We start from the raw sequence: 24,163 nt of genomic DNA, 5'->3' as shown, positions 1-24,163 counted from the left end.
TCGGAGGGGCCGCCCCACGGCGTTCCCGCCGGTGCGCGCGGCGTGTTCCGGGTGCCCGGAACTCCCCAAGGGGTGCGGACGTCATGGATGATGGGGGCAGCCCGAACGTGGGGAGGTGGAGCCGGTGTCGTACCAGCCGTGGGGACAGCCGGGGCAACGGGGCAAATACGGTGGACCGCCCGGGCAGGCGGGGCAGCATCCGCCGCATCTGCCGCAGCCCTCGCAGGCCGCGCACCAGGCGTCGCAGCTGCCGATGATGCGCGCGTCCCACGCGGACCGGGAGCGCACCGTCGACGTGCTCAAGGCCGGGTACGCGGAGGGGCGGCTGAGCCATGCCGAGTACGAGCAGCGGATGGGCCGTGCCCACCAGGCGCAGACGTACGGTGAGTTGCACGCGCTCATCGCCGATCTGCCGCAGGGGCCGATGGCGGTGCCCGCTCCCGCGCCGCAGTACGCGCAGCCGTACCAGCAGGCGGTGCCGCGCACCTTCCTGCCGCCCCCGCCCCAGACGAACAACTCCGCGGTCGGCGCCCTGGTCTGCGGGGTCCTCACGCCGTTCTACGGGGTCACCGCCATCCCCGCGGTGATCCTGGGGCACAAGGCGCGCGCCGAGATCCGCCGCACCGGGGAGAAGGGTGACGGGATGGCCATGGCCGGCCTGGTCCTGGGCTGGCTGACGATCGGGCTCGTCGCGCTCGCGCTGCTGGGGATCGTGGTGTTCGCGGCCGGGGCCGCCTGAGCGTTCCTCGCGGGTCCGCCCGCCGCGCCGAGAAGGGGCCGGGGAAGGGCGGGGAAAGGTAGGGAAAGGAGCCGCGGGAGGCGGGTCGGCGCAGGCCGTGGGGGCCTTCGGGTGCTCTTCCGCTCCCGCTCCGCGCCCACTACGGTGGCATGGGCATTTGTTTTGACCGGAGCCGATGCGGTAGGTACGCTCTGACCTTGTGCCTGGGGTATCCCCTGCGCTCTCGTGTGCGCCAATACGCCGCGGGATGTGAGGCGGGGACACCGAAATCTGCATGCTTCTCACCCAGTGGGCCCCGCATCGCGGGAGTGTGCAGCCTTCGACACACCCGACCGCGTGGGTCGGCGAGTGGCCCGGGTTAGTTGTACCGAGACTGGCACACAGAAACCGGAGAAACGGTGCCTACGATCCAGCAGTTGGTCCGCAAGGGCCGACAGGACAAGGTCGAGAAGAACAAGACGCCGGCACTCGAGGGTTCGCCCCAGCGCCGCGGCGTCTGCACGCGCGTTTTCACCACCACCCCCAAGAAGCCGAACTCGGCCCTGCGTAAGGTCGCGCGTGTGCGTCTGACCAGCGGCATCGAGGTCACCGCTTACATTCCGGGTGAGGGCCACAACCTGCAGGAGCACTCCATCGTGCTCGTGCGCGGTGGCCGTGTGAAGGACCTGCCGGGTGTTCGCTACAAGATCATCCGCGGCTCCCTCGACACCCAGGGCGTCAAGAACCGCAAGCAGGCTCGCAGCCGCTACGGCGCCAAGAAGGAGAAGTAAGCATGCCTCGTAAGGGCCCCGCCCCGAAGCGACCGGTCATCATCGACCCGGTCTACGGCTCTCCTCTGGTGACCTCCCTCATCAACAAGGTGCTGCTGCACGGCAAGCGCTCCACCGCCGAGCGCATCGTGTACGGCGCCATGGAGGGTCTGCGTGAGAAGACCGGCAACGACCCGGTCATCACGCTCAAGCGCGCGCTCGAGAACGTGAAGCCGACCCTCGAGGTCCGCTCCCGCCGCGTCGGTGGCGCCACCTACCAGGTTCCGGTCGAGGTCCGCCCCGGCCGTTCCTCCACTCTCGCGCTGCGTTGGGTCGTGGGCTATGCCCGCGCGCGCCGCGAGAAGACGATGACCGAGCGCCTGATGAACGAGCTGCTCGACGCCTCCAACGGGCTCGGCGCCGCCGTGAAGAAGCGCGAGGACACCCACAAGATGGCCGAGTCCAACAAGGCCTTCGCGCACTACCGCTGGTAGTCGCTTCCCCCATCGAGAACCGAGAGAAGACTGAGCCTTATGGCTACCACTTCACTTGACCTGGCCAGGGTCCGCAACATCGGGATCATGGCCCACATCGACGCGGGCAAGACGACCACCACCGAGCGGATCCTGTTCTACACCGGTGTGAGCTACAAGATCGGTGAGGTCCACGACGGCGCCGCCACCATGGACTGGATGGAGCAGGAGCAGGAGCGCGGCATCACCATCACGTCGGCCGCGACGACCTGCCACTGGCCGCTCGAGAACGTCGACCACACCATCAACATCATCGACACCCCGGGCCACGTCGACTTCACCGTCGAGGTGGAGCGCTCGCTGCGCGTGCTCGACGGTGCGGTGACGGTGTTCGACGGGGTGGCCGGTGTCGAGCCCCAGTCCGAGACGGTGTGGCGTCAGGCGGACCGCTACGGCGTTCCGCGCATCTGCTTCGTCAACAAGCTCGACCGCACCGGCGCGGACTTCTTCCGCTGCGTCGACATGATCGTGAGCCGCCTGGGTGCGCAGCCGCTGGTCATGCAGCTCCCGATCGGCGCCGAGTCCGACTTCCAGGGCGTCGTGGACCTGGTCCGCATGAAGGCCCTGGTCTGGTCGGCGGAGGCCGCCAAGGGCGAGATGTACGACGTCGTCGACATCCCGGCCGAGCTGGCGGAGCAGGCCCAGGAGTGGCGCGGCAAGCTGCTCGAGGCCGTCGCCGAGAACGACGAGGAGCTGATGGAGCTGTACCTGGAGGGCGAGGAGCCCTCCGAGGAGCAGCTGTACTCGGCGATCCGCCGCATCACCATCGAGTCCGGCAAGGGCGAGGGCACCACCGTCACCCCGGTGTTCACCGGTACCGCGTTCAAGAACAAGGGCGTTCAGCCCCTGCTCGACGCGGTCGTGCGCTACCTGCCCTCGCCGGTCGACATCGAGGCGATCGAGGGGCAGGCCCCCTCCGACGCCGACGAGGTCATCAAGCGCAAGCCTTCCGACGAGGAGCCGCTGGCCGCGCTCGCCTTCAAGATCGCGAGCGACCCGCACCTCGGCAAGCTGACCTTCATCCGGGTCTACTCGGGCCGGCTGGAGTCCGGCACCCAGGTGCTGAACTCGGTGAAGGGCAAGAAGGAGCGCATCGGCAAGATCTACCGGATGCACGCGAACAAGCGTGAGGAGATCCAGAGCGTGGGTGCCGGCGACATCGTCGCCGTCATGGGTCTGAAGCAGACCACCACCGGCGAGACCCTCTGCGACGCGTCCGCTCCGGTGATCCTGGAGTCCATGGACTTCCCGGCCCCGGTGATCGAGGTCGCCATCGAGCCGAAGTCCAAGGGCGACCAGGAGAAGCTGGGTGTCGCCATCCAGCGTCTGGCCGAGGAGGACCCGTCCTTCCAGGTCAAGACGAACGAGGAGACCGGGCAGACCATCATCGCGGGCATGGGCGAGCTGCACCTTGAGGTGCTGGTCGACCGGATGAAGCGCGAGTTCAGGGTCGAGGCCAACGTCGGTAAGCCGCAGGTGGCCTACCGCGAGACCCTGCGCAAGGCCGTCGAGAAGGTCGACTACACGCACAAGAAGCAGACTGGTGGTTCCGGCCAGTTCGCGAAGGTGCAGATCGCGGTCGAGCCCCTCGAGGGCGACGGCTACGAGTTCGTCAACAAGGTCACCGGTGGCCGCATCCCCAAGGAGTACATCCCCTCGGTGGACGCCGGCTGCCAGGAGGCCATGGAGTTCGGCGTGCTGGCGGGCTACCCGCTCACCGGCGTGCGGGTGACGCTGCTGGACGGCGCCTACCACGACGTCGACTCCTCCGAGATGGCGTTCAAGATCGCCGGTTCCATGGTCTTCAAGGAGGCCGCCCGCAAGGCCAGCCCGGCCCTGCTGGAGCCGATGATGGCCGTCGAGGTCACCACGCCCGAGGACTACATGGGCGATGTGATCGGTGACATCAACTCCCGCCGTGGCCAGATCCAGGCCATGGAGGACCGCGCCGGCGCCAAGCTCGTCAAGGGCCTGGTTCCGCTGTCGGAGATGTTCGGTTACGTCGGTGACCTGCGCAGCAAGACCTCCGGTCGCGCGAGCTACTCGATGCAGTTCGACTCCTACGCCGAGGTTCCCCGGAACGTCGCCGAGGAGATCATCGCGAAGGCCAAGGGCGAGTAGCGCACGTTTCGTGACGCTATCCACCCATTAGGCTGGAGCACAACAAGGCCTTCGGGGTCTCCCGTCACCGGGCGCACACCGCCAGGTGACGGGGCCCCGGCAGCCCGCCCACCCAGATACGAAGCGGTCAAGGTCGTCCCTCAGGGGTCCTGACCGGTTCGGCACGACCACCTGAACCCCTCCGCAGAGCGCGGGGGAGTACAGCACCAGTCCACAGGAGGACCCCAGTGGCGAAGGCGAAGTTCGAGCGGACTAAGCCGCACGTCAACATCGGCACCATCGGTCACATCGACCACGGTAAGACCACTCTTACCGCGGCGATCACCAAGGTGCTGCACGACGCCTACCCGGACGTGAACGAGGCCTCGGCGTTCGAGAACATCGACAAGGCTCCCGAGGAGCGCCAGCGCGGTATCACCATCTCCATCGCGCACGTCGAGTACCAGACGGAGTCCCGTCACTACGCCCACGTCGACTGCCCGGGTCACGCGGACTACATCAAGAACATGATCACCGGTGCCGCCCAGATGGACGGCGCCATCCTCGTGGTCGCCGCCACCGACGGCCCGATGCCGCAGACCAAGGAGCACGTGCTCCTGGCCCGCCAGGTCGGTGTTCCGTACATCGTCGTCGCCCTGAACAAGGCCGACATGGTGGACGACGAGGAGATCATGGAGCTCGTCGAGCTCGAGGTCCGTGAGCTGCTCTCCGAGTACGAGTTCCCGGGTGACGAGGTTCCGGTCGTCCGCGTCTCGGCGCTGAAGGCGCTCGAGGGCGACCAGAAGTGGGCCGACTCCGTCCTCGAGCTGATGAAGGCCGTGGACGAGTCCATCCCCGAGCCCGAGCGTGACGTCGAGAAGCCGTTCCTGATGCCGATCGAGGACGTCTTCACGATCACCGGTCGCGGTACGGTCGTCACCGGCCGTATCGAGCGCGGTATCCTCAAGGTCAACGAGAACGTCGACATCATCGGCATCAAGACCGAGAAGACCTCGACCACCGTCACCGGTATCGAGATGTTCCGCAAGCTGCTCGACGAGGGCCAGGCCGGTGAGAACGTCGGTCTGCTGCTCCGCGGCATCAAGCGCGAGGACGTCGAGCGCGGCCAGGTCATCATCAAGCCGGGTTCGGTCACCCCGCACACCGAGTTCGAGGCCCAGGCCTACATCCTGTCGAAGGACGAGGGTGGCCGCCACACCCCGTTCTTCAACAACTACCGCCCGCAGTTCTACTTCCGTACCACGGACGTGACCGGCGTGGTGACCCTCCCCGAGGGCACCGAGATGGTCATGCCGGGCGACAACACCGAGATGAAGGTCGAGCTGATCCAGCCGGTCGCCATGGAGGAGGGCCTGAAGTTCGCCATCCGCGAGGGTGGCCGGACCGTGGGCGCCGGCCAGGTCACCAAGATCGTCAAGTGACCCGGTCCGCCTCTTGAGGCACCGCTGGCCTCTCGGTCGGCGAAAGGGCCCGTACGACGTCAGTCGTACGGGCCCTTTCCGTTGCCCGGCAGCCGTGCCCGCCGGCGCCGGGGCGGGCTCAGGGCCCGGCCGGTCCTGCCGAAGGGCGTGCCGTCCGGCCCCTGAGGCGTCCTGCGGTCCACCGGAGCGGGGCCGCGCACCGCGGGCCGAGACGGAGCAGGAGCGCGCTCGGCAGGAACAGTGCGTCGCAGGCGACCATGATCAGCGACAGGAAGGGGATGCCGAGCAGGATCGCGATCCCCAGGTGCTCGGCGATCAGCGCCACCAGCAGTACGTTCTTGACCCGGCTGAAGAGCGTGAAGGGGAAGGCCACCTGGAGCACGACCGTCAGGTGCCCCAGCAGTACGACGAGAACCGCGTTCGCGGCGAGGGCGCCGGACAGCCACGGCCAGGGCGTGAAGTAGTCCAGGCGCAGCACGTAGTGCAGGGCGCTGCCCTCCTGCCACCGGCCGCCCTGGATCTTGTACCAGCCCGCCGTGGAGTAGATCAGGCAGACCTGCACCGCGATCACCAGCAGCGCGCAGTTGTGGACCATGGCCGCGCAGCCGTCCAGCAGGGTCCGCAGATGGTGCCCAGGGAGCCGGCGGTTCACCGTGTACCACAGACCGTGGACGGCCCACAGCGTCCACAGCAGCAGCGGCCAGCCCGGCGCGAGGAGCGTCCCCGGGCCGAAAGCCCACAGCAGCAGCAGACCCGCCACCGACCACAGGGCGACGCCCGTCCGGTCGGGGATGTTCCGGTCTCCCCGCCCGCGTGCGCGGCGCGCGTCCAGGGACCACACCTGCGAGCAGCGGACGAACACCAGGTAGATCACCATGATGCGGATGATGTTGCCGCCGCCGTCCCCCACCAGGGTGTTGCGGTTCTCCAGCGACACCACGCCCACCAGGAGGAACACCGAAGCGGTCCGGGTGCGCCAGCCGACCAGCACGGCGAGGGACGCCGCGATCGTCAGGGCGTAGACGGCCTCGAACCACGTCCGCCCGCCCCACCAGCTCAGCACGGTGAAGCCGCCGCCCTCCCGAAGGAGGGCGAGGGCCATGTCGAACGACAGGGGGCTGCGGTCGCCGTACAGCACGCGGCGGTGCGGCCACTCCCGCAGGAGGAAGGCCGTGACGACGGCGGCGAAGGCGATGCGGAACAGCGCGGCCTGGTACGGGGCCAGGGTGGTGCGTGCGGCGCCGGCGGCCCGTGCGAGGCGGGTACGCGGCCGGCGGCCCGGGGAAGCGGGCCGCTGCGCGGCCGGGGCGCCGGTACCGGCGGCCGTCGCCGTGATGGTGTTCAACTCACAGCCCCTCGTGGTCTTGTTCCGTCACGGGCCACCACGGCAGCGTCCGGCGTGAGACGGAGCCCGGCCCGGTTCCCTGCGCGGGCCGCCAGGGGTGCGGCACCGGCGTGAAGCGGGCGCCGACCTGAAGGGCGACGACCGGCCGCCCCCGCCACTCGCGCCCGATCCGCTGGAGGACGACGCGCTTGAGGTAGGCGGTGGCCAGCTCCGCGCGGACGCCGGTGTCCCGGTCGTTCGTGCCGTGTGTGGCGACGTAGGAGTCCCAGGCGCGGCGGAGCATGTTCTGGTGCGTGTGGCTGGGGGCCAGGCTGCCCCTGATCTCCTCGATGTCCCGGGCGGTGAGGTTCGCCCACGCCGAGGTGCGGTGGGCGCCGTCCTCGTCCCTGGTGCGCACCCGCGCCAGGACGACCTCGTTGCGCTGCAGCGGGTTGGGCGCGAACAGCTTCCAGTCCTGGCCGAACTCCGGCTGGACGTAGGCGTCGATCCGCTCCCCGTACCGGGCGGTGACGGCGTTGGGCGGGGCGACGTGCAGGAAGAGCATGGCCAGGTGTGTCAGCGTGACGCCCGCCAGGACGAGGGCGGCCACCGCCGACACGACCGCCGACCACAGCGGCGCGCGGCGGTCGGCGCCGCCGCTCCCCCCGTGGTCCGGTCCGCCGCGGATCGGACCCTCCTCCTCGCCGGTGGCCGTGCGAGGGGGAGGGAAGGCCGTGCCCGGCGGTGTGCCGGTGTCCTGCCGCGGACGTGCGGTCACGAGTTGTTTCCGCCACCGGCCGCCTGGTTGGCCGAGAGCGGGCAGTTGTCCACGCGCACGCCCTGGTAATCGATGTCGGGGTGGGCGTCGCTCAGCAGGTCGGCCACGTTGTTCGCGGCGCCGCCGCCGTACCACTGCGGGTTGTCGACGACCTCGAACAGCGTCGGGTCGGTCGGTGCGTCCTGGTTGATGCCCTGGGGCGAGCGCGGGGGCGGCGCGCCGAACACGCTGCTGTAGGTCTCGTTGCCGGTGTAGCCGGTCGGGCCCCATGCCTCGGGGAAGTTGTTCCTCCAGAAGCCCGGCGAGCACCACTGGGCCGCGCCGCCGTTGGTGGTGGTGCCGGTGGTCGTCATACCGGTGGTCATGCCGTTGGTCGCGGTGCCGGTGGTCATGCCGGTGGTCATGCCGGTGGAGCCGCCGATGAGGCCGATGAGACCGCCGCCGGACATACCGATCAGGACCGGGCGGTTGGAGTTGTCCTGGGTGCACTGCTTGCTGTTGACGCCCTGGCATCCGTCGACCCGGTTGGACTTCGACCTGATGTCCCGGCGGGAGTTGTCGACGGAGTGCCTGGAGACCTCCGTGTGGCGTTTGGAGTTGTCGGTGTTGTGGTGCCTGGAGTCGTCCTGGTGCAGGCCGGCGCCGTCGGTGTGCTTGCGCCCGTCGTTTCCGTGGTCGCCCCGGTGACCGTCCTGCCCGCTGTGCCCGCTCTGTCCGCCCTGCCTCGCGCCGGGGTGCTCCCAGCCCATCGCCTCGGCGGCGGTGACGCCGCCGAGCAGCAGAGTGCCCACCGAGCACCCGATGAGCAGGGCCTTCGCAGCTTTCATGGATCTCCCGCCTTCCTGACCCGCACAGGCGAACAGCGCCTGTGCAATATCGGTTCAAACAGGCATGAAAGCAATAGGTCGTCATGAGCGGGGAAGCGGACCGCACGGAGTCCGGCGGGCTTCCATCCGTCCGGGTATCCGGTGGTGGCGCAAACGGCGGTCGCCCGCCGGCCGTGCCCGACAACGATCAGATGCCGTCCCCGGCACCGTGGACGACGCCACGGCCCGCGAAGTGGCGGCCCCCGAGCGGTGCGTGCGGGCCGCCACGGCCGCTCCGGCCGGTGAACGGGACTGCCCCCGAGGCCGTTGGCCGGTCCGGCTGACTAGGATCGTCGGCGCTGTCCGGGAGACGCTCCGGGCGGCTTTCGATCCGCGAGGGGGAGTGGGTATGCGCAGGGCGACCGCCGGACTGGCCCTGGTCGTGTCCGGTGTGCTGCTGACGGGATGCGGCGGCGGGGACGACGGGGGAGCCGAGGGGAAGCACGCACCGCCGGCCTCCGGGAGCGAGGAGCCCGGCGGGGGCACGGGCGGCGGTGCGGACGAGGGCGGCGAGGTGGTGCGCGAGGTGACCCTTGAGGTCCGGGGCACCGGGAAGACGCAGATCGCCTATGCCGCCGACGGGAACAGGACCGAGCAGGCCACGCTTCCGTGGAAGAAGACGGTCGAGCTCTCCCTGACCAAGGCCGAGCAGGAGGCCGGTGTCCTGGTGTCGGTCGTGCCCGGCTCGGTCCCGGGCGACGACGGCATGCTCAGGCCCGCGCCCTGCACCATCACCGTCGACGGCGAGAAGGTCGACGACAACCAGGACGGCAAGGACGTCCTGGGCTGCAAGCACAGGGTGAAGTGAGGGCCCTGCCGGAGGCGGTGCCGTAAGGCGCAGCCGTCAGAGGCCGTCGGTGCCGACGGGCCGGAGGGGACCGCCGCCGGGGCGGATGAGCCAGCGGAGGTGGTCGGCGATCCGGCCCACGACCTCCGGGCCGCGGACGATCACCCCGATCTCGATGTTGTCGCGCAGGGCCCGGTCGGTGAGGTTCGCGCTGCCGAGCAGGGCGGTGTGCCGGTCGGCGACGACCGCCTTCGCGTGGAGGGTGCCGTCCGTCCGGTGCCAGACCCGGACGTGCCCGTGGAGCGGCGCGAAGGCCCGGACGGCCGCCGTGGACTCCTCCAGCAGCAGATCGACCGTGACGCCCCGCCGCACGGCCCGTCGCAGTTCTTCCACGACATCCCCGACGCCGTAAGCGGCGAAGCTGGCGACGAGCAGCGTCTCCCGGGCGGACCGTATGACGTCGACGGCCACGCCGCTGGTCAGCCGCACCGGTACGGACGGGCTCACCGGGCCGCTGACGACCGGTTCGACGAGCCGGCCGGGACGGCAGGTCTCGTACTGGACGGCGGATGCCTCCAGGGCCAGGGCCAGGGCCGCCCCGGTGAGCTGCGGGGCCTCCTCCCGCCAGGCGCGCCGTACGCGGTCCAGGTGGTGTGCGAGCCCCGCGGCCAGGAGCTGCGCGGCGAACCGGTCGAGGGCCGGGTCGTCCGGGCCGCGGGCGTCGCTCAGCGCCCCGGCCCAGTCGCCGGTCCGGTCCCGCGGGAGCCGCCCGGCGAGTTTGGCGAGGAGCCCGGCCAGGGCGGGCGTCACGGGAGGAAGGCTCCGGGGTCGCCGGCGAGGGTCTCGACCAGGAGGGCGCGGTCCAGGTAGTGGTTGCCCCGTTCGCAGGAGGTCTCGGCGGCGAAGAGGCAGGCGTGGCAGGCCGCGCCGTGGAGGCGTCCGTGAATCCGGGGGTCGTGTTCGGCGCAGATCGGGTCGGAGCTGCACAGCCGGGCGGCCGACAGGGCCTGCTCGATGGACGCCCCCAGGCTCTCGTGCCGGCCGAGTGAGACCAGGCCGCCCAGGGTGCCCTCGCTGTCGGGCGCGGCGGTGTAGAGCAGGATGCCCGCCATGGGCTCGTCCCCGGTGCGGGCGTAGACGCGCTCGGCTATGCCGGAGGCCCCGTAGCCGCACTCCAGGGCCAGCTCCCGGATGAGGGTGTGGGCGAAGGTGTGCAGCAGGACGTAGCGGATGCCGGGCCAGTGGGGTTCGGCGATACCGCGGGCCAGGCACCACGTGCGGTGGGCGCCGCGCAGGACCTTCTCCCGGTCGAGGACGGCGGGGTCCTCCTCCCAGGCGGCCACCCGTTTCTCGTCGAAGGCCAGGAACACGCCCTCGCCGCGCAGTTCGGCGCACGGCACCCAGGTCGACGCCTCGCGGGAGAGCGGGGCGATCCGCCTCCGCTCCTGGGCCGGGTCGTCGCTCTGGGGCAGCCACTCGGGGGCGTCGATGCGGGTGAAGCCGGTGAGCGCGGCGACCTCGCGCAGCCGGTGGACGAGGACGACCCGGTGGAGCCAGCCCGAGGCGCCGGCGGGCACCGGTTCGTGCTCGGTGGTGAAGTCGGGCAGGTCGTAGGGGCGGGGTTTGGTGAAGGCCCGCCACTCGGGGGCGGCCAGGTCGAACTCCTCCTCCTCGGAGGGCTGGCCCGGCTGTCCCGGCTGTCCGGCGGCGACGTGCGCGGCCTCCCTGGCGACCGCCTCCCACACCCTGTCGACGCCGTAGGGCTCCAGGTCGGGCCAGCACGTCTGGGTGGGCAGCAGCGCCCTGGCGGTTTCGGCGGGGACGGCGGCCAGCGGGGAGAGCCGGCCCCAGTGCTCGCGTACGGCCTGGGCCAGCGGCTCCCGGGCACGGGGCAGACTGAAGACCCTCAGCTGGGAGGCGAACCAGCTGTTGGTGGCGCCGAGCGCGATGGTGCGCACCTTCTCGCCGCACTCCTCGAAGGTGCCCAGATGGGGGTGGTGTCCCCGGCACGCGGGCAGTTCCCGCTCCCCTCGCGCGCCCATCGCCTCGGCCAGGGAGCGCGCCTTGACGTCCTTGCAGGAGCACCTGACGAAGATGTTGGCGGCCTCGCCCATGGTGCCGCGTTCGAGGAGTTCCAGGGTGCAGCCGTCCGGGTGCGGCGCACCCCGGTGGACGAAGTACATCCAGGGGAAGTCGTCCAGGTGCCCGGCCGGGCAGGCGAGCAGGAAGCGGGCGGGCACCGCGGTCGGCCTGCGGCGGCCCTGACCGTGGCAGTTGTGGACGTAGCGCGTCTCCTCGGGCCGGAAGAAGTTCTCGACCAGTTCGAACAGGCCGGAGGAGGCCGGCGCCAGCCGGTTGCACCGCTCGCGGGAGCAGCGCAGCCAGCGGGGGAAGAGGGCGACGGGGACGCCGACGCGGGCCCACTCGTCGAAGGGGCTGGTGGTCTCGGGCAGGTGGGGCGGGGTGCGCAGCGTGGCGACCTGAGGGCCCAGGCGCCGGCGTACGGCGGCCAGCAGCCGGTCCTCGGTGAGCGGCGTGGCCTTCCCCAGCTCCCAGTGGTCGAGGCCGAGGACCATGGTGGAGAGGTTGGGCAGGTCGGTGACCGAGCCGATGCCGTAGGTGTGCAGCAACTGGCTGGGGCGGAGCTCGCCCACGCGCAGCGGCCCGTTGGCCGGTGTGGTCACGGCTGCTCCCGGGGGTCGTCGTGCGGTTCTCCGGCCTGCGGGCGGGGGGCGAAGGGCGGCTCCGCGGCGTGTTCCTGGCCGGTGTCGCCCAGGAACAGCAGCCGGACCGGTGGTTCGACCTCGCGCAGCGAGGTGGGGCAGGTCATCAGACGCCAGCGGGTGCCGTCCGGCTCCCGCAGCAGGGGGGCCACATCGCCCCGGCGCCGCGCCGCCCGGTAGCCGAGGACGGCGCCGGGCTCCCTGCGGCGCTGCTCCCAGCGGTCCAGACGGTGGTCGAGGTGGTCGTGCACCTTGCCGCCCACCTGCCGTTCGCCGGTGACGCCCTCGGCCCGGCGCTGGAGGTGGCGCACCACGTGGTCGGCCAGTTCCCCGCGGGTGTCGAAGAACTGCGCGCCGCGGTTGCCGTTGTACTCCTGCTTCAGGTCGCGGACGAGGGCGGCCAGCACGCCGGTGAGCCCCCTGTCCAGGGCCCGGTCGGCGAAGGGCGTGACGGAGAGGGCCTCCACGTGCTGGTAGACGGAGGCGTGGAAGGACTCGAAGGTCTCGTAGTGCGACAGGTCGCGCGGCCGGGCCCAGTTGAGGAGGGTGAGGACCAGTCCGGGGGCCCGCCGGCCGACGCGGCTGGTCGCCTGGATGTACTCGGCCGTGGACTTGGGCTGGTTGCTGACGACCATCACACCGAGCCGGGAGACGTCCACGCCCACCGCGATCATGTTGGTGGCCAGCAGCACGTCGACGGGGCGGGGCGACCCCTTGGGCCGGTCGGCGAAGGGCAGTTCGAGTTTCTCCAGGATGCCGGGGATGGCGTCCGAGGACATGCGCGAGGTCAGCTCGGCGACGTTGTCGGCGTGCCGTCCGGCGAGGCCGCGCCGGTCGGTCCGGGTCAGGCGGGTGGAGATGTCGTCCTCCACCAGGCGCCGCATGCCGCCCAGGTCCCGCAGGCTGTTGAAGTAGCCGACCAGGGTCATGTACGGGTCGGTGATCTCGTTGCGCCCGTAGCGGTCGTGGAGGAGCTGGGCCGCGGCGAGCTGGGCGACGTACACGCGGATGGCGACCGACTTGGTGCGCACGCCCTGCGCGCAGATGCCGACGTAGCGGCGGCCCGGCCTGACCGAGGTGGGCCGGCGGCGGGCGAAGAAGTTGTCGTCGGCGTCGAGCCCGGGGGGCGGGAAGACCGCGGTGCGGCGCCTGAAGAGGTCGTTGATCTGCCGGTGGGCGCGGCGGACGGTCGCGGTGGAGGCGATGACCTTCGGCCGCACCGCGCGGCCCGGCTCGACCTCCCAGGTGGCGAGCCGGTCGACGGCGGCCTCGTACAGCCCGACGAGGGAACCGAGCGGGCCGGATATCAGGTGCAGCTCGTCCTGCACGATCAGGTCCGGGGGGCGTACGCGCGGCGCGTCGACGGTGCGGGCCGCCGGGAGGCCGCCGCGGGCCGGGTGGGTGGCGCGCTCCCACTCGCTGTCCGCGGCGTCGGCTGTGACGTAGCCGTGCCGGGTGCAGCGGCGTGCGACCTGGCCGAAGAGGGTCTGGGTCTCGCCCCGCCAGGGGAGCTGGGCGAACTTGTCGACGGTGGCGATGACCAGGCTCGGCGGCAGCCGGTAGATCTCCTCGTCCACGACGAGGACGGGCAGTCCCCGTTCGTCCGGTGCCGCGCCGAAGGCCCCCTCGCCGAAGGGGCAGTGGAAGACGTCGGGGCAGGTGACGAAGGTGCGGCGGAGAGCGGGATCGACGGCGACGTCCCGGCCGGCGTCGAGCCTGGTGCCGCACCAGGGGCAGCTGGTGAGCTGGTGGGGGGAGCCGGTGCGGCCATGGAAGCCGCGCCCTCCGTCCTTGCGGCGGTCCTTCAGCCAGGCCTCCGCCTGGTCGGTGGTGTTGGGTGTGACGCCGCCGCCGACCCACAGGCCGATGCGGAAGGGGTTCGCTCCCCAGCGGTCCGGGTCCTCGCGGCGGATCGTCTCGCAGGCGCAGATCAGCGCGGTTGCGCGCTGGAACTGCTGGATGGTGAGCAGCCGCAGGGTGTAGCGCATCAGGACGGCCACGCCGTGCTCGGCGTCCAGGCCGCCGAGGCGGGGCCTGCGCCGCCGGATGGCCAGGGTGAAGGCGGTGAGACCGAGGTAGGCCTCGGTCTTGCCGCCGCCGGTGGGGAACCAGAGCAGGTCGGCCAGGGCGCGTTCGCCTTCGGTGCGCTCGCCGTCGGCGCGGTCCGGGTGGGAGGGGTCGGCGAGGGAGGGGAGGCCGAGCAGGATGAACGCGAGCTGGAACGGCCGCCAGCTCCGGTTCCCCGGTACGTCCGCGGCCGCGACGGCCGCGTCCAGGGGGAGACCGGGGTCACGGCGGCGGGCGGCGGCGGCGAGGGTGTGGACGCGCTGCAGCCACATGGCGCGGTTGGCGAACCGGAAGGCGTCGAACGCGGCCGGCTCCGCGAGGAGCGCTATGCCCTCCTCGATGCGCGCGGCGGCCTCCTCCGCGCGCTCCAGGGCTCCGCGGGCCTCCTCGCCGTATCCGTCGAGGCGGGCGGCGGGGTCCGCGATCCTCTCCCCGGCGCGGGCGATCCAGGACCGGTATCCCTCGACCAGGGGCCGCAGGGCGGCCTGCAGTGCCGCGGGGCCGTCCTTCTCGCACAGCTCCCTCATGTCCAGCACGAGGCCGCGCAGTTCGGCGAGGTCCGCGTCCTGCTCCGAGCGCGGGTCCGGGACGTCTGTGTGCGGGATCTCGTAGGAGGGGGCGGCGACGGTGGATATCTCCGCGGCGCGCAGCGGATCGCCGGGCACGGTCTCCACGTGCACCCCGGTGCCGTGCCCGACGGCGAACTCCGGGTGGAAGCGGTAGGCCATCGCCAGCGACCGGCGCTCGGCCCGGTCGGCGGTGTCACCGCCGGGCCGGCCGGTGGCGCGGCGGGGGAGGAAGGGGGCGGTCCCCGGAGCGCCGCGGACGGACATCCGGGCCTGGAAGAGCCAGTTCCGCGGACTCGGACGCCCGCTGTCCTCCTGTCCGTTCTGGCCGTTGACGAGGAAGAGGGAGACGAGCCAGTCCCCGTCGTGTCTGCGGGCCCGGCCGCGGACGACGACGCGGGGGAACTCCTCGCGCAGCACGGGCCCGGCCTCGACGGGTCCTTCCTCCCGCAGCCTCACCGTCACGGGGCCGGAGAAGGGCCGCCGGTGCCAGACCCCGCCCGCCTGTTCCGGGTCGTGGGAGGGGCCGGACTCGTAGCGGGCCCACGAGCAGTGCACCCGCAGTTCGTCCACCGAGCCGTCGACGCGGAAGGTCAGGCCCAGGGCGGAGGGCTGGAGGCTGGGCACGTTGGGCGCGTCGGGGTCGTGGTCGCCCTCCTCGGTGTCCGGGACGGCGGCCACCGGGTTCCCGTCCAGCTCGTCCGGCTCGATCACCTGCCCGGCCGGCGCCGTTTCGCCGCCGGACAAGGCGCCGCCCGGCGCGAGCCGCCCGATGATGTAGTGGTCGGTCGGTTTGCCGGGCAGCTCCTCGGTCTCGCCCCCGATGGGGCCGAGGAGGTCGGTGACGACGAGCTCGGCCAGCTCGTCCCTGATCCGCTGCGGTGTGGGCGCGGTGAGGACCGGCCGGCCGCCGGTGCCCGCGGGCGGGGGGGTGTCGCTGTGCTGGCTCACACCGCCACACCCTAGTGACGGCCGCTGACGGTGGGCGGGGTTTCCGGCACGCAAGGTGATCAGACTCTTCCCCGGAGAGCCGAACGATCGCTACCGTGAGCCACGGTACGCGTACGGGGAGATGCGGGGGAGCAGATGACCGACGGACCGAACGGGGGTTTCCCGCACCAGTACCCCCTGGGTGGCGCTCTGGAGGAGTTACCCATGGGGGACGGCGGCCACCGGGGTGACTACGGCGAGCAGTTCGTCCGGGCCCTGGCCGCCGCCGCCAACCTGGACGCCTCCCGCCGCGACCGCGACCGGGTGGGTGTCGACTGGAGCCTCGGCTACCCCGGCCGGGCCGGCACCCGCAGGTTTCCGTCCATCGAGGTCCAGGTGAAGTGCTGGTCCACTCCCAACGACGACCCGGAGACGCTGCGCTATCCGCTCAGGGTCAAGAACTTCAACTGGCTCGCGGGGCACGATTGGCAGCTCCCCCGCTTCCTCTTCCTCGTCATCGCGCCGGTGGAGGCGAGCCAGTGGGTCCGCGTCACCCCCGACGCGCTGCTGATGCGCCACGCCGCGTACTGGGCGTCCTTCCACGATCTGGAGCCGCTTCCGTCGGAAAGGCGTGAGAACAGCACGTACACGGTGGACGTGCCCCGGGCGAACCTGCTGACCGTCGACGCGCTGCACGGCCTGTTCGCCGAGGACTTCCGCGAAGCGCTGGTGGGGTCATGACCGCGATCACCGACGCCGAGTTCGAGCAGGCCGCCGGGACGGCTCCGAAAGCCGTTCTGAGGTATCTGCGGGCACGTGGCTGGGGATTCGCCCGGGATTTCGGCCGTGGACAGCTGTGGGAGCTGCGCACGGCCGACGACCACGGCCCGCCGTTCCAGGTCCTGGTGCCGATGGAGCGGCAGGTCCGCGACTACCAGGGCAGGGTCGCCGACCTCCTGGAGACGCTGTCCGCCGTGGAGGGGCGCCGCCCCGCCGAGATCCTGCGGGAGATGTCCCTGCCCCCCGCCGACTGGCAGTACCTGCGGCTCGCCCCGCCGGGCCCGTCCGGTACGGCTCCGCTGGTGGATCTGGTACCCGCGCTGGCAGGGCTGCGGGACCTGATGACGGCAGCCGCGGCGGCGACGGTGGCCACCGAGCCGCAACCGGTGCAGCCCGCGCAGAAACCGCAGAGAGTCAAGGACTACGTGGCCTCGGTGCGTCTGGACCAGACCCGGGTCGGCAGTTACGTGATCGCCGCGCACACTCCGCTGTCCGAGCCGCCCGCCCAGCCGGAACTGCCCCTGCCCGACGCGTTGCCGCAGGAGCCGTTCGAGCGCCTGGTGTCCCGCCGCCTGTACGCGGGTGTGGTCTGCGCCCGTCAGGCCGCCGAACGCTCGGTGGCCGGCGACTCGCTGGACGATTTCGCCCGGTACGTTCACGCGGGGCTTTCCGCGAACCTCTGCGAGGCCCTGGTGAGGATCGCGGGCGAGGAACGCAGGGGTTACCGGTTGAGCTTCGCCTGGTCCGCCGATCTGCCCGTTGAACAGAGCACTCCCCCGGTCGCCATCGGTCAGCGTCTCCTGGAGGCTCTGGAGGAGGGCGCCAAGGATCTCCGGGCACGCCTCGGCCGGCGGGGTGTGACGGTGCGGGGCACGGTGGTCCGGTTGCGTCGGGATTTCCCGCGCGGCCCGGGCGAGGTCACGGTCTCCGGCTATCTGGTGGACGAGGACGACCGGACTCGCCGGGTGCGGATGACTCTCGGCAGGGAGCACTACGACAGGGCCGCCCTTGCCCACAAGGAAGGGCACGAGGTGATCGTGGAAGGCGATCTCACGGCCCACGGCACCGCCGCACGCATGGAGCGGGTCACCGGTTTCCACCTCCAGTACGTGGACGATTGACGTGACGCCGGGCGGTGGCAGGACCGCTCCGGGACGTCTGTGCCGGCCTGCCCCGTGCGGAAGGAGCACCGTATGCCCGGTGACAGTGGTGCCTCGTCGGAGGCTCCTTCACCGCGGGACGTGCGCGAGCCCGGCGCCCGCAGGTCGGTGCTCGGTCCGCTGGTGGACGGCGACACCCTGCGACTCACCGGGGACTTCGAATCCCGTGTCCGCGGCCACCTTCACGGCATCGAGAGGTTCGGAATCCGCGCCCACCAGCAGCATCGCGGCTTCGCCTCCATGGCCGGCCTCGTCAACCATGTCGACGGGCTGATCGCCTACGCCCTCGGTGCGGAGCCCGCGTGGGCGCGGCCCGTGCGGGAGCGGTGGCGGGCAGTGCTGCGCGAGCAGGGGTGGCCGCTGCCGTAGGGGCGGGCCGGGCAGGAGGTTCCCGGTCCGGTCAGAGCGCTCGCAGAGCCGCCGCGGCGGCGACCATGCCGTCTCGTTCCAGCCGTCCGAGCACGTCCTCCACGGTTCCCGGCGGGTTCTTCCATCTGTCCGCGATCTGCCGCACCGCCGCATACACGGCGGCCGGATCCAGGTCGATCTGGTCCTCGATGAAGGCGTCGGGGTGCTTGGCCTCCACGTCCCACGCCGACAGGACGTCCGAAGGGAAGTCCTTGAGGTTGAACGTGACGATGACCTGGGCTTTGGCCCGGATGGCCGCCGCGAGGACGTGGCGGTCATCCGGGTCGGGAAGCTCGACGGCCCCGATGAGGGGCTCGTAACCCCTGACCATGCAGTCGCGCACGGCCCTCATCATCGCCTGTCTGGTCCGGTCGAGCCGGGCGGGGTCGAGATCGGGTCGCTTGGCCTTCAGGTTGCCGAACGTCTCATCGAGGATGCGATCGGTCCACTTGGCCTGCACAAGACCGTCCTGCGCTATGGATATGAGCAGGTCGCGCAGGGTGCTCGGGTACAGCACGTTGGCGTCGTACAGGGCGACGAAGGCCATGCGTCAGATCAGTCCCATCTCTTGGCCCAGTTGGGTGAGTTCCTCCGCGGCCTCGCGGCGGCGCTCGTCGTCGCGCCGCTTGTACTCCAGCAGTGAGGAGGCCGGGATCCTCCGGTGTTTGCCGACCTTGCGGTACTCGATCTCGCCGGCTTGCAGGAGCCCGATGAGGAACGGCCGTGAGACGTTGAGCAGGTCGGCCGCCTGCTGGGTGGTGAGTTCCGCGTTCTGCGGAACGATGGAGACGCTGCGCCCGGCGGCCATGTGGGCGAGCATGGTCGCCAGTAGCTCCACCGCCTCTCGCGGCAGTGTCAGCGGTTCGGCTCCTTCGCCTTCGACCGTGACGTCGATCTTCGGGGTGTCGCGGTGCCTCTCCAGGTAGCCGCGCACCCGGGACAGGGCACGGTTGGCCGTTTCCGTCTCCTCGGGGGGCAGGCGGACGGGACGGATGTCTGTCTTGCTCATGTATGGCTCCCTCGGGTGCGGGTGTATGCCGGCAGGGGCCTTCTTCGACACTCTTCCATTATTCGAAGCATACGAAACAAACGCAACAAACGAATGGCCGGATCGTATTCCTGCCTGCGCCCGGCCGCCGGGGAAGACGGCCTGACGGCAGCCTTTCCGCGCAAGTGCCTCCACCTTCGGGACGTGTCTCGAAGCGGTCATGCCACCAGTGGCGGTGGAACGGCGGTGGCCTCGCGGCAGTCGCGGCACAGGCCCGGGGCGGGGGAGCGGAAGGCGCGGTCGCAGCCGTCGCAGTTCTGGAGCGGGTCCGGTCGCGGTGGCCGGGGTGCGGCCGGTGGGGCGGCCGGGAGGTGAGGCGGCAGCAGCGCGGTGAGGCGGTGGGCGAGCAGGGCGGCGGGGTGGCGCAGCGGCTCTGTGGGCAGGCCGGCGGCCAGGGTGCGGCGTACGGCGTCGGGTGCGGCCCCGCGTTCCAGCCAGGCCGTCACGGCGGGGGCCAGGCGTGCCACGTCCCGCTCGGAGAGCAGCAGGCGGGGGTCGTCGCGCCGCAACTCGGCCAGGATCGCGGTGGCGGCCCGCTCGCGCACCGGGTTGTCGGTGGTGCGGGGTTCGGGGAGCGGCGGCGGTGGCGGCGTGGTCCCGGGCTCGGCGGTAGGGGCCGGGACCGGCCGTGGTTCCGGCAGGCGCACGGGCGGTCGCGACGGCCGCACCCGCTCCGCCTTGTCCGCTCGTGTCGCCGCCGGGTTGTCGTAGGACACCGTGCGGGTGACCACCCGCCCGCTCGGCAGCCGCTCCCGCGTCCGCGACAGATAGCCGTGTGCCTCCAGCTCGCGCAGCGCGGCGGCGATCCGCGTCTCGCCCTCGGCGAAGCGGGAGGCGAGGGTGCGGATGTCCACCCGCGCGCCGTCGGGCAGCGACTGGATGTGGACGGCCAGCCCGATCGCGGTCAGCGACAGCTCACGGTGCTGGGCGAGGTGGTTGCCGACGACCGTGAAGCGCTCGGTGTGCCGGACGGTGACGTGGACGACGCCGCCGCGCGGAACGGCGGATGGGGCGCGCGAGGGCGCGCTAAGCTGCGGCTCAGCCATCGGGAAGCTACCTCTTCCTCGGTGGTCAGGCCCTCGTCCGGGATGGCCGTCCCGGCGGGGGCCGTCGCATGTCTGCGGTGGCGGCGGTGCTCCGCGGTGCCCCGCAGTGCTCGCTGGTGCCTGTCGCGGCGAGCCTATGCCGGAGAGCCGGCCGCCACGCCGGTCCGACCCCGCAGCTCACCCGTACGGGTGACGGAGTCCGGTTGGGTTGGGTGGGGTTCTCTCCCCGGTTCTTTGATGCTTCTGACGCCGCGCCCCACCGGGTTCTCACCCACCGGAACGCGCCTCGCCGCGAGCCGGTGGGCGGGTCAGGAGGGCCGGTGGACCTCGTCGCGGTGGGCGATGCGGACGACGTGCACCTGCCGCCGACGGTCGTGGACGGTGTAGACCACGTGGTGGTCGCCCGCGCACAGCCGCCGCTCGCTCTCGTACGAGCCGGGCAGGGCGGTGGTGTCCGGCGCGTACGGGTCGGACAGCAGGTCGGTGAGTCTGCCCAGGATGCGCAGGGCCCGTTCCCGGTCGAGCGAGCGGAGGTGGTCGCGGGCGGTGGCGGCGAGGCGGACGTCGTAGATCACAGGCAGCGCTCCAGCGTCTCGCGCAGCACCTCGTCCAGGGCGTGGACGGGCTCGTGGAGGGCGTCCAGGACGGCGCGGCGGTCGGCGGCGTCCTCCAGCAGGCGCAGCCTGCGCAGGAGGGAGACGGGGACGACGGCCGCGGCCTCCTTGCCGTTGCGGGTGATCACGGTGTGCTCGCCGCGCAGCGCGCGGTCGATGAGGTCGCCGAGGCGGTTGCGCGCGGCGCGGGCGGTCTCACTGGTCATCGGGGGCGTGTCCATGGCGGTGCGTGGGCGGTGCGTGCGGTCGGTGTGCGGGTGCGGTACGTGCGGCGGGGTCAGGGGCGGAGATCGAGTTCCGCCCAGACCGTCTTGCGCGGCGGCGGCCAGGCCGCCACGCCCCAGCGGTCGGCCAGCGCCTCGACGAGCAGCAGTCCGCGCCCGCCCTCCGCGTCCTCGGACGCCGGCGGGCCGGGCGCGGCCGGGAGACGGTCGCCGCGCGCGTCGGACACCTCGATGCGCAGCGTGACGCCGTCGCCGTCACCGCTGTTCCCGGTGACGCGCAGGCCCAGCCGGAAGTCCCGGCCGGGCACGCGCCCGTGCAGGACGGCGTTGCCCGCCAGTTCGGCGGTGATCTGCGCGGCCGCCTCGGTGGGCAATCCCTGGTCGGCCAGGTGCGCGACGGTCAGGAGCCGGGCCAGCCGTGCTCCCCGGCGAGTGGAGGACAGGAGCACGGCGAGCTCCCGGGCGGGGGCGGAGGCGGGGCTCTCGGTTCGGGTGATCTCTGGAGTCACATCACCCAGCGTGTCCACTCGTGTCCGCCCCGGCCAGGCCTGACGCCTGCTCAGGAGATCCCTGTCCGGCTCGCGTGCCGGCCGGTACGGCCGGTGCGGCCCGTGTGAGCGCCGCCCCGTCCCGTCCCGCTGTGCGCGGCATTCGACCCGGGCGCTCGAAACGGGTGAGAACCGGTTTTGCGTATCGCCCGCCCCGGCGGCCCCGTCCGGCTAGCGTTCGCCGTACGAACGGCACTGCCAGGGGGGCGGAATGACGTTGTTTCACGCTGCGCGGAACATATCGCGCGGACAGCGAGCGCATGACCGGAAGGTGACCCGGGGTCTTCCGGGACGGGGAAAGCGGGCGGGGGGCCGCGCCGTGATCCGCGGGAGGTTCATCGCCTTCGGAGTCTTCGGCGCTTTTCTGCTCGGGGCCTGCTCGGATGGTGATGCCGGGGCTGAGCCGAAGGAGACCGTCACCGTCACCGCGACCGCGACCGCCACCGTGACGGCGGAACCGGAGAGGATCTCCTCCCAGAAGGGCGAGGCGCTCGAAGCAGCCAGGGAAACCGCCGAGGACGCCGGTTACGAGGTCTCCGTCCACAACGCCAACAAGGGCGACGCCGAGCCTTCCGGGAAATGGAAGGTGTGTTTCGAGGAGATCGGTTACGGCACCGTCGACTACGGGGCCGTCCGGGAGGGCGCTCTCTGCCCGAAGAAGGACGGCGGCCCGCTCGCCTGGCCCCGGATTCCCGACGTCACCGGCAAGGTCTACGCCAAGGCCGTCAAGGCGCTGGCCAAGGTGGGGCTCGACGAGGACGACATCGACGTCGAGTCGGCGTACAAGGACGTGTCCGTCTCCGCCGCCGACGTGGAGGAGGACGCGGACGGCTACAAGGTCTGCTTCCAGTCGCCCTCGGCGGGCAAGGACGTCAAGCCCGGCACCGAGGCGAAGCTGACCCTGGTCGAGGGCGGCTCCTGCCCGTCGGGCAAGGGCACCTACAAGGACCGGAAGAACGACCCCGACTACACCCCGCCGCCTCCCCCGAGCAACAGCGGATCCGGTAGTTCCACCGGCGGTTCCGGCTCCTCGGGCGGTTCGGGCGGCTCCGGTGGTGCCGCCCAGTGGAACGGCCAGTGCGAGCTGACCTCCCCGGCGGGCAACTGCTACCAGGCCGGCCAGTTCTGCGCCAACAAGCACCTCGGTATGCAGACGCACAACTCCGCCGGCCGGATCATCTACTGCAAGGAGCGTGCCGACGGGCAGCGCTGGAACTACTCGTAGGGCGTGACCCGGTAGGGGATGCCGAGCGGTGAGGCCCCTGTCCGAAGTGCTGGTGGACGCGACCACCGGCGCGACGGGCAGGGGCCTCGTCGTCCCGCCGTGCCCGAGTCCGCCGGTCCTGCTCATGGCTCCGACGGAACGACTGTATGAAGTGGAATTTCCTGTTCGAGGGATTTTCCGCCGGATGAGTGCGGTAATGGGCTCTCTGTGTCTAATGTGACTCTTGGTTACGGCGCTCGAACGGGGAGTGGCTGTGCGAGTGCGGGCCGGGACTGTGCGGCTTGTACGGCGTGACGGCTTCGGTTCGGGCGCTGTTGGACACGGGCACGGCGAACACGGAGGGGCTGGTGCACATGGCTGTGGACAACGACGGCGCGGCACGCGGGAGCCACACCACGGACGGCGCGGACGGCACGTCCTGGGAACCCGACTGGGACGACGAGTACGCACCGGTGGTGAAGGCCGCCGGCCGCCAGATCAAGCTGTGGCGGGAATCGGCCGGGCTGACGCAGCAGGAGCTGGGCGACGCCATCGGCTACAGCCTGGGCATGGTCTCGGCGGTCGAGCGCGCCAGGCGCCTGCCGCACCCGGAGTTCCTGGGCAAGGCGGACGAGGTCGTGGGCGCGGGCGGCAAGCTCGCCGCGTTGAAGAAGGACGTGGAGGAGGCCCGGTACCCGAAGAAGGTGCGGGATCTGGCCAAGCTGGAGGCCGATGCCGTTGAGCTGGGGGCATATGGCAGCCACAACATCCACGGCTTGTTGCAGACAGAGGAATACGCAAGGGCGCTGTTCAACATGCGGCGGCCCACCTACTCCAAGGACGATCTCGAACGGCACGTGGCGGCACGTCTGGCCCGACAGAGGATCTTCGAGCGAACACCTACTCCCACACTGGGCTTTGTCCTGGACGAGGCGACGCTCCGACGCCCGCTCGGGGGCAGAATGGTGCTGCGCCGCCAGCTCGAACACCTTCTGGACATCGACCAGTTGAGGCATGTCGAGATCCAGGTGATGCCGCTGGATCGTGAAGACCACGCAGGGATGGGAGGTCAGCTTCAGGTGTTGAAGCTCAAGGACGGCACAGCGGTGGCGTACTCCGAGGCGCAGCTCATCACCCACCTGGTCTCCGACCCCAAGGAAGTCCAGGTGCTTGAGCTGCGGTATGGCATCATCCGCGCCCAGGCTCTCAGCCCACGGGAGTCCTCGGCCTTCATCGAGAAACTGCTGGGAGAGATCACATGACGCTCAAGCCCTCCGCCGGAGATGGTTCCGCGCCGAACTGGGTCAAGAGCAGCTACAGCGGCAGCGACAACAACGACTGCGTCGAGGTCGCGGCCACCCCTGGCGCCATCCATGTCCGCGACTCCAAGGACGTGCAGGGCCCGCAGCTCGCCTTCGAGCCCGGCGCGTGGGACGACTTCCTGTCGCGCACGGCAGGTCGCTGACCCCAACGGCCCGCGTCCCGCGTCCCGCGTCCGGCTCTGGCCGGGCGCGGGACACGTTGCTG

Annotated in this window: 24 protein-coding genes; 12 read left to right on the top strand and 12 right to left on the bottom strand. The window is 71.3% G+C overall.

What is annotated here, in order from left to right; translation table 11 throughout:
• Positions 1-256 precede the first annotated feature (256 nt).
• From ACGRHY_RS10580 to tuf, 5 genes are all read left to right on the top strand, one after another.
• Positions 257-739, top strand: a complete 483-nt coding sequence (locus ACGRHY_RS10580) for a DUF1707 and DUF4190 domain-containing protein (protein ID WP_394637987.1) — start codon at positions 257-259, stop codon at positions 737-739.
• Between the two features lie 398 nt (positions 740-1,137).
• Positions 1,138-1,509, top strand: a complete 372-nt coding sequence (gene rpsL, locus ACGRHY_RS10575; protein WP_003948652.1) for a 30S ribosomal protein S12 — start codon at positions 1,138-1,140, stop codon at positions 1,507-1,509.
• A 2-nt stretch (positions 1,510-1,511) separates the two neighbouring features.
• Positions 1,512-1,982, top strand: a complete 471-nt coding sequence (rpsG, locus tag ACGRHY_RS10570; RefSeq protein ID WP_394635124.1) for a 30S ribosomal protein S7 — start codon at positions 1,512-1,514, stop codon at positions 1,980-1,982.
• Between the two features lie 39 nt (positions 1,983-2,021).
• Positions 2,022-4,142, top strand: coding sequence for an elongation factor G (gene fusA, locus ACGRHY_RS10565; RefSeq protein WP_394635123.1), 2,121 nt, complete (start codon positions 2,022-2,024; stop codon positions 4,140-4,142).
• 227 nt (positions 4,143-4,369) lie between these two features.
• A complete protein-coding gene (tuf, locus tag ACGRHY_RS10560; protein WP_394635122.1) occupies positions 4,370-5,563 on the top strand; it encodes an elongation factor Tu in 1,194 nt (397 codons plus the stop codon).
• 118 nt (positions 5,564-5,681) lie between these two features.
• On the opposite strand, the gene ACGRHY_RS10555 is transcribed toward tuf, so the two are convergent.
• From ACGRHY_RS10555 to ACGRHY_RS10545, 3 genes are read right to left on the bottom strand one after another with little or no spacing between them, the layout of a single operon-like run.
• Entirely contained in the window at positions 5,682-6,908 is a 1,227-nt protein-coding gene (locus ACGRHY_RS10555; protein ID WP_394635121.1) for an HTTM domain-containing protein, read from the bottom strand.
• Between the two features lies 1 nt (position 6,909).
• Positions 6,910-7,665 carry a DUF5819 family protein gene (locus tag ACGRHY_RS10550; RefSeq protein WP_394635120.1) on the bottom strand — a complete coding sequence of 252 codons (756 nt, stop codon included), beginning with the start codon at positions 7,663-7,665 and terminating at the stop codon, positions 6,910-6,912.
• Positions 7,662-8,492 carry a hypothetical protein gene (locus ACGRHY_RS10545; RefSeq protein ID WP_394635119.1) on the bottom strand — a complete coding sequence of 277 codons (831 nt, stop codon included), beginning with the start codon at positions 8,490-8,492 and terminating at the stop codon, positions 7,662-7,664. Before ACGRHY_RS10545 ends, ACGRHY_RS10550 begins: the two co-directional genes overlap by 4 nt.
• 388 nt (positions 8,493-8,880) lie before the next feature.
• Here ACGRHY_RS10545 and ACGRHY_RS10540 point away from each other — a divergent pair, with 388 nt between their 5' ends.
• Positions 8,881-9,339, top strand: coding sequence for a hypothetical protein (locus ACGRHY_RS10540; protein ID WP_394635118.1), 459 nt, complete (start codon positions 8,881-8,883; stop codon positions 9,337-9,339).
• Positions 9,340-9,375: 36 nt separating this feature from the next.
• Here ACGRHY_RS10540 and drmC read toward each other — a convergent pair whose 3' ends face one another.
• The 3 genes from drmC to drmA are packed head-to-tail and all read right to left on the bottom strand — an operon-like array spanning position 9,376 to position 15,625.
• Positions 9,376-10,128 (bottom strand): DISARM system phospholipase D-like protein DrmC, encoded by a 753-nt coding sequence (gene drmC / locus ACGRHY_RS10535; RefSeq protein WP_394635117.1) that lies wholly within the window; start codon positions 10,126-10,128, stop codon positions 9,376-9,378.
• Positions 10,125-12,002 carry a DrmB family protein gene (gene drmB / locus ACGRHY_RS10530; RefSeq protein ID WP_394635116.1) on the bottom strand — a complete coding sequence of 626 codons (1,878 nt, stop codon included), beginning with the start codon at positions 12,000-12,002 and terminating at the stop codon, positions 10,125-10,127. The genes drmC and drmB overlap by 4 nt, the downstream gene beginning before the upstream one ends.
• Positions 11,999-15,625 carry a DISARM system helicase DrmA gene (gene drmA / locus ACGRHY_RS10525; protein ID WP_394635115.1) on the bottom strand — a complete coding sequence of 1,209 codons (3,627 nt, stop codon included), beginning with the start codon at positions 15,623-15,625 and terminating at the stop codon, positions 11,999-12,001. Before drmA ends, drmB begins: the two co-directional genes overlap by 4 nt.
• A gap of 204 nt (positions 15,626-15,829) precedes the next feature.
• Here drmA and ACGRHY_RS10520 point away from each other — a divergent pair, with 204 nt between their 5' ends.
• The 3 genes from ACGRHY_RS10520 (at position 15,830) to ACGRHY_RS10510 (ending at position 17,913) form a co-directional block, all read left to right on the top strand.
• Positions 15,830-16,345 (top strand): DUF4365 domain-containing protein, encoded by a 516-nt coding sequence (locus tag ACGRHY_RS10520; protein WP_394635114.1) that lies wholly within the window; start codon positions 15,830-15,832, stop codon positions 16,343-16,345.
• Complete coding sequence (locus tag ACGRHY_RS10515; protein ID WP_394635113.1) at positions 16,342-17,505, top strand: hypothetical protein; 1,164 nt, start codon at positions 16,342-16,344, stop codon at positions 17,503-17,505. Before ACGRHY_RS10520 ends, ACGRHY_RS10515 begins: the two co-directional genes overlap by 4 nt.
• Positions 17,506-17,577: 72 nt before the next feature.
• A complete protein-coding gene (locus ACGRHY_RS10510) occupies positions 17,578-17,913 on the top strand; it encodes a hypothetical protein (protein ID WP_394635112.1) in 336 nt (111 codons plus the stop codon).
• Positions 17,914-17,944: 31 nt separating this feature from the next.
• On the opposite strand, the gene ACGRHY_RS10505 is transcribed toward ACGRHY_RS10510, so the two are convergent.
• The 6 genes from ACGRHY_RS10505 to ACGRHY_RS10480 form a co-directional block, all read right to left on the bottom strand.
• On the bottom strand, positions 17,945-18,499 hold the full coding sequence (locus ACGRHY_RS10505; protein ID WP_394635111.1) for a VapC50 family PIN domain-containing toxin: 555 nt from the start codon (positions 18,497-18,499) through the stop codon (positions 17,945-17,947).
• A gap of 3 nt (positions 18,500-18,502) precedes the next feature.
• Entirely contained in the window at positions 18,503-18,961 is a 459-nt protein-coding gene (locus ACGRHY_RS10500; RefSeq protein ID WP_394635110.1) for a helix-turn-helix domain-containing protein, read from the bottom strand.
• A gap of 197 nt (positions 18,962-19,158) precedes the next feature.
• Entirely contained in the window at positions 19,159-20,046 is an 888-nt protein-coding gene (locus ACGRHY_RS10495) for a helix-turn-helix domain-containing protein (RefSeq protein WP_394635109.1), read from the bottom strand.
• 308 nt (positions 20,047-20,354) lie between these two features.
• Entirely contained in the window at positions 20,355-20,621 is a 267-nt protein-coding gene (locus ACGRHY_RS10490) for a type II toxin-antitoxin system RelE family toxin (protein WP_394635108.1), read from the bottom strand.
• Entirely contained in the window at positions 20,618-20,866 is a 249-nt protein-coding gene (locus tag ACGRHY_RS10485) for a type II toxin-antitoxin system Phd/YefM family antitoxin (protein ID WP_394635107.1), read from the bottom strand. Before ACGRHY_RS10485 ends, ACGRHY_RS10490 begins: the two co-directional genes overlap by 4 nt.
• 71 nt (positions 20,867-20,937) lie before the next feature.
• Positions 20,938-21,393, bottom strand: coding sequence for an ATP-binding protein (locus tag ACGRHY_RS10480; RefSeq protein WP_394635106.1), 456 nt, complete (start codon positions 21,391-21,393; stop codon positions 20,938-20,940).
• Positions 21,394-21,751: 358 nt separating this feature from the next.
• Here ACGRHY_RS10480 and ACGRHY_RS10475 point away from each other — a divergent pair, with 358 nt between their 5' ends.
• The 3 genes from ACGRHY_RS10475 (at position 21,752) to ACGRHY_RS10465 (ending at position 24,101) form a co-directional block, all read left to right on the top strand.
• Positions 21,752-22,657 carry a PASTA domain-containing protein gene (locus ACGRHY_RS10475; protein ID WP_394635105.1) on the top strand — a complete coding sequence of 302 codons (906 nt, stop codon included), beginning with the start codon at positions 21,752-21,754 and terminating at the stop codon, positions 22,655-22,657.
• A gap of 353 nt (positions 22,658-23,010) precedes the next feature.
• On the top strand, positions 23,011-23,898 hold the full coding sequence (locus ACGRHY_RS10470) for a helix-turn-helix domain-containing protein (RefSeq protein WP_394635104.1): 888 nt from the start codon (positions 23,011-23,013) through the stop codon (positions 23,896-23,898).
• The gene (locus ACGRHY_RS10465; protein ID WP_394635103.1) at positions 23,895-24,101 is read left to right on the top strand and encodes a DUF397 domain-containing protein; all 207 of its coding nucleotides are present in this window, start codon (positions 23,895-23,897) and stop codon (positions 24,099-24,101) included. Before ACGRHY_RS10470 ends, ACGRHY_RS10465 begins: the two co-directional genes overlap by 4 nt.
• Positions 24,102-24,163: the final 62 nt, after the last annotated feature.

The organism is Streptomyces shinuiensis (assembly GCF_043660855.1).
Classification (GTDB): Bacteria; Actinomycetota; Actinomycetes; order Streptomycetales; family Streptomycetaceae; genus Streptomyces.
This window is presented reverse-complemented; position numbering and strand designations above follow the sequence as displayed.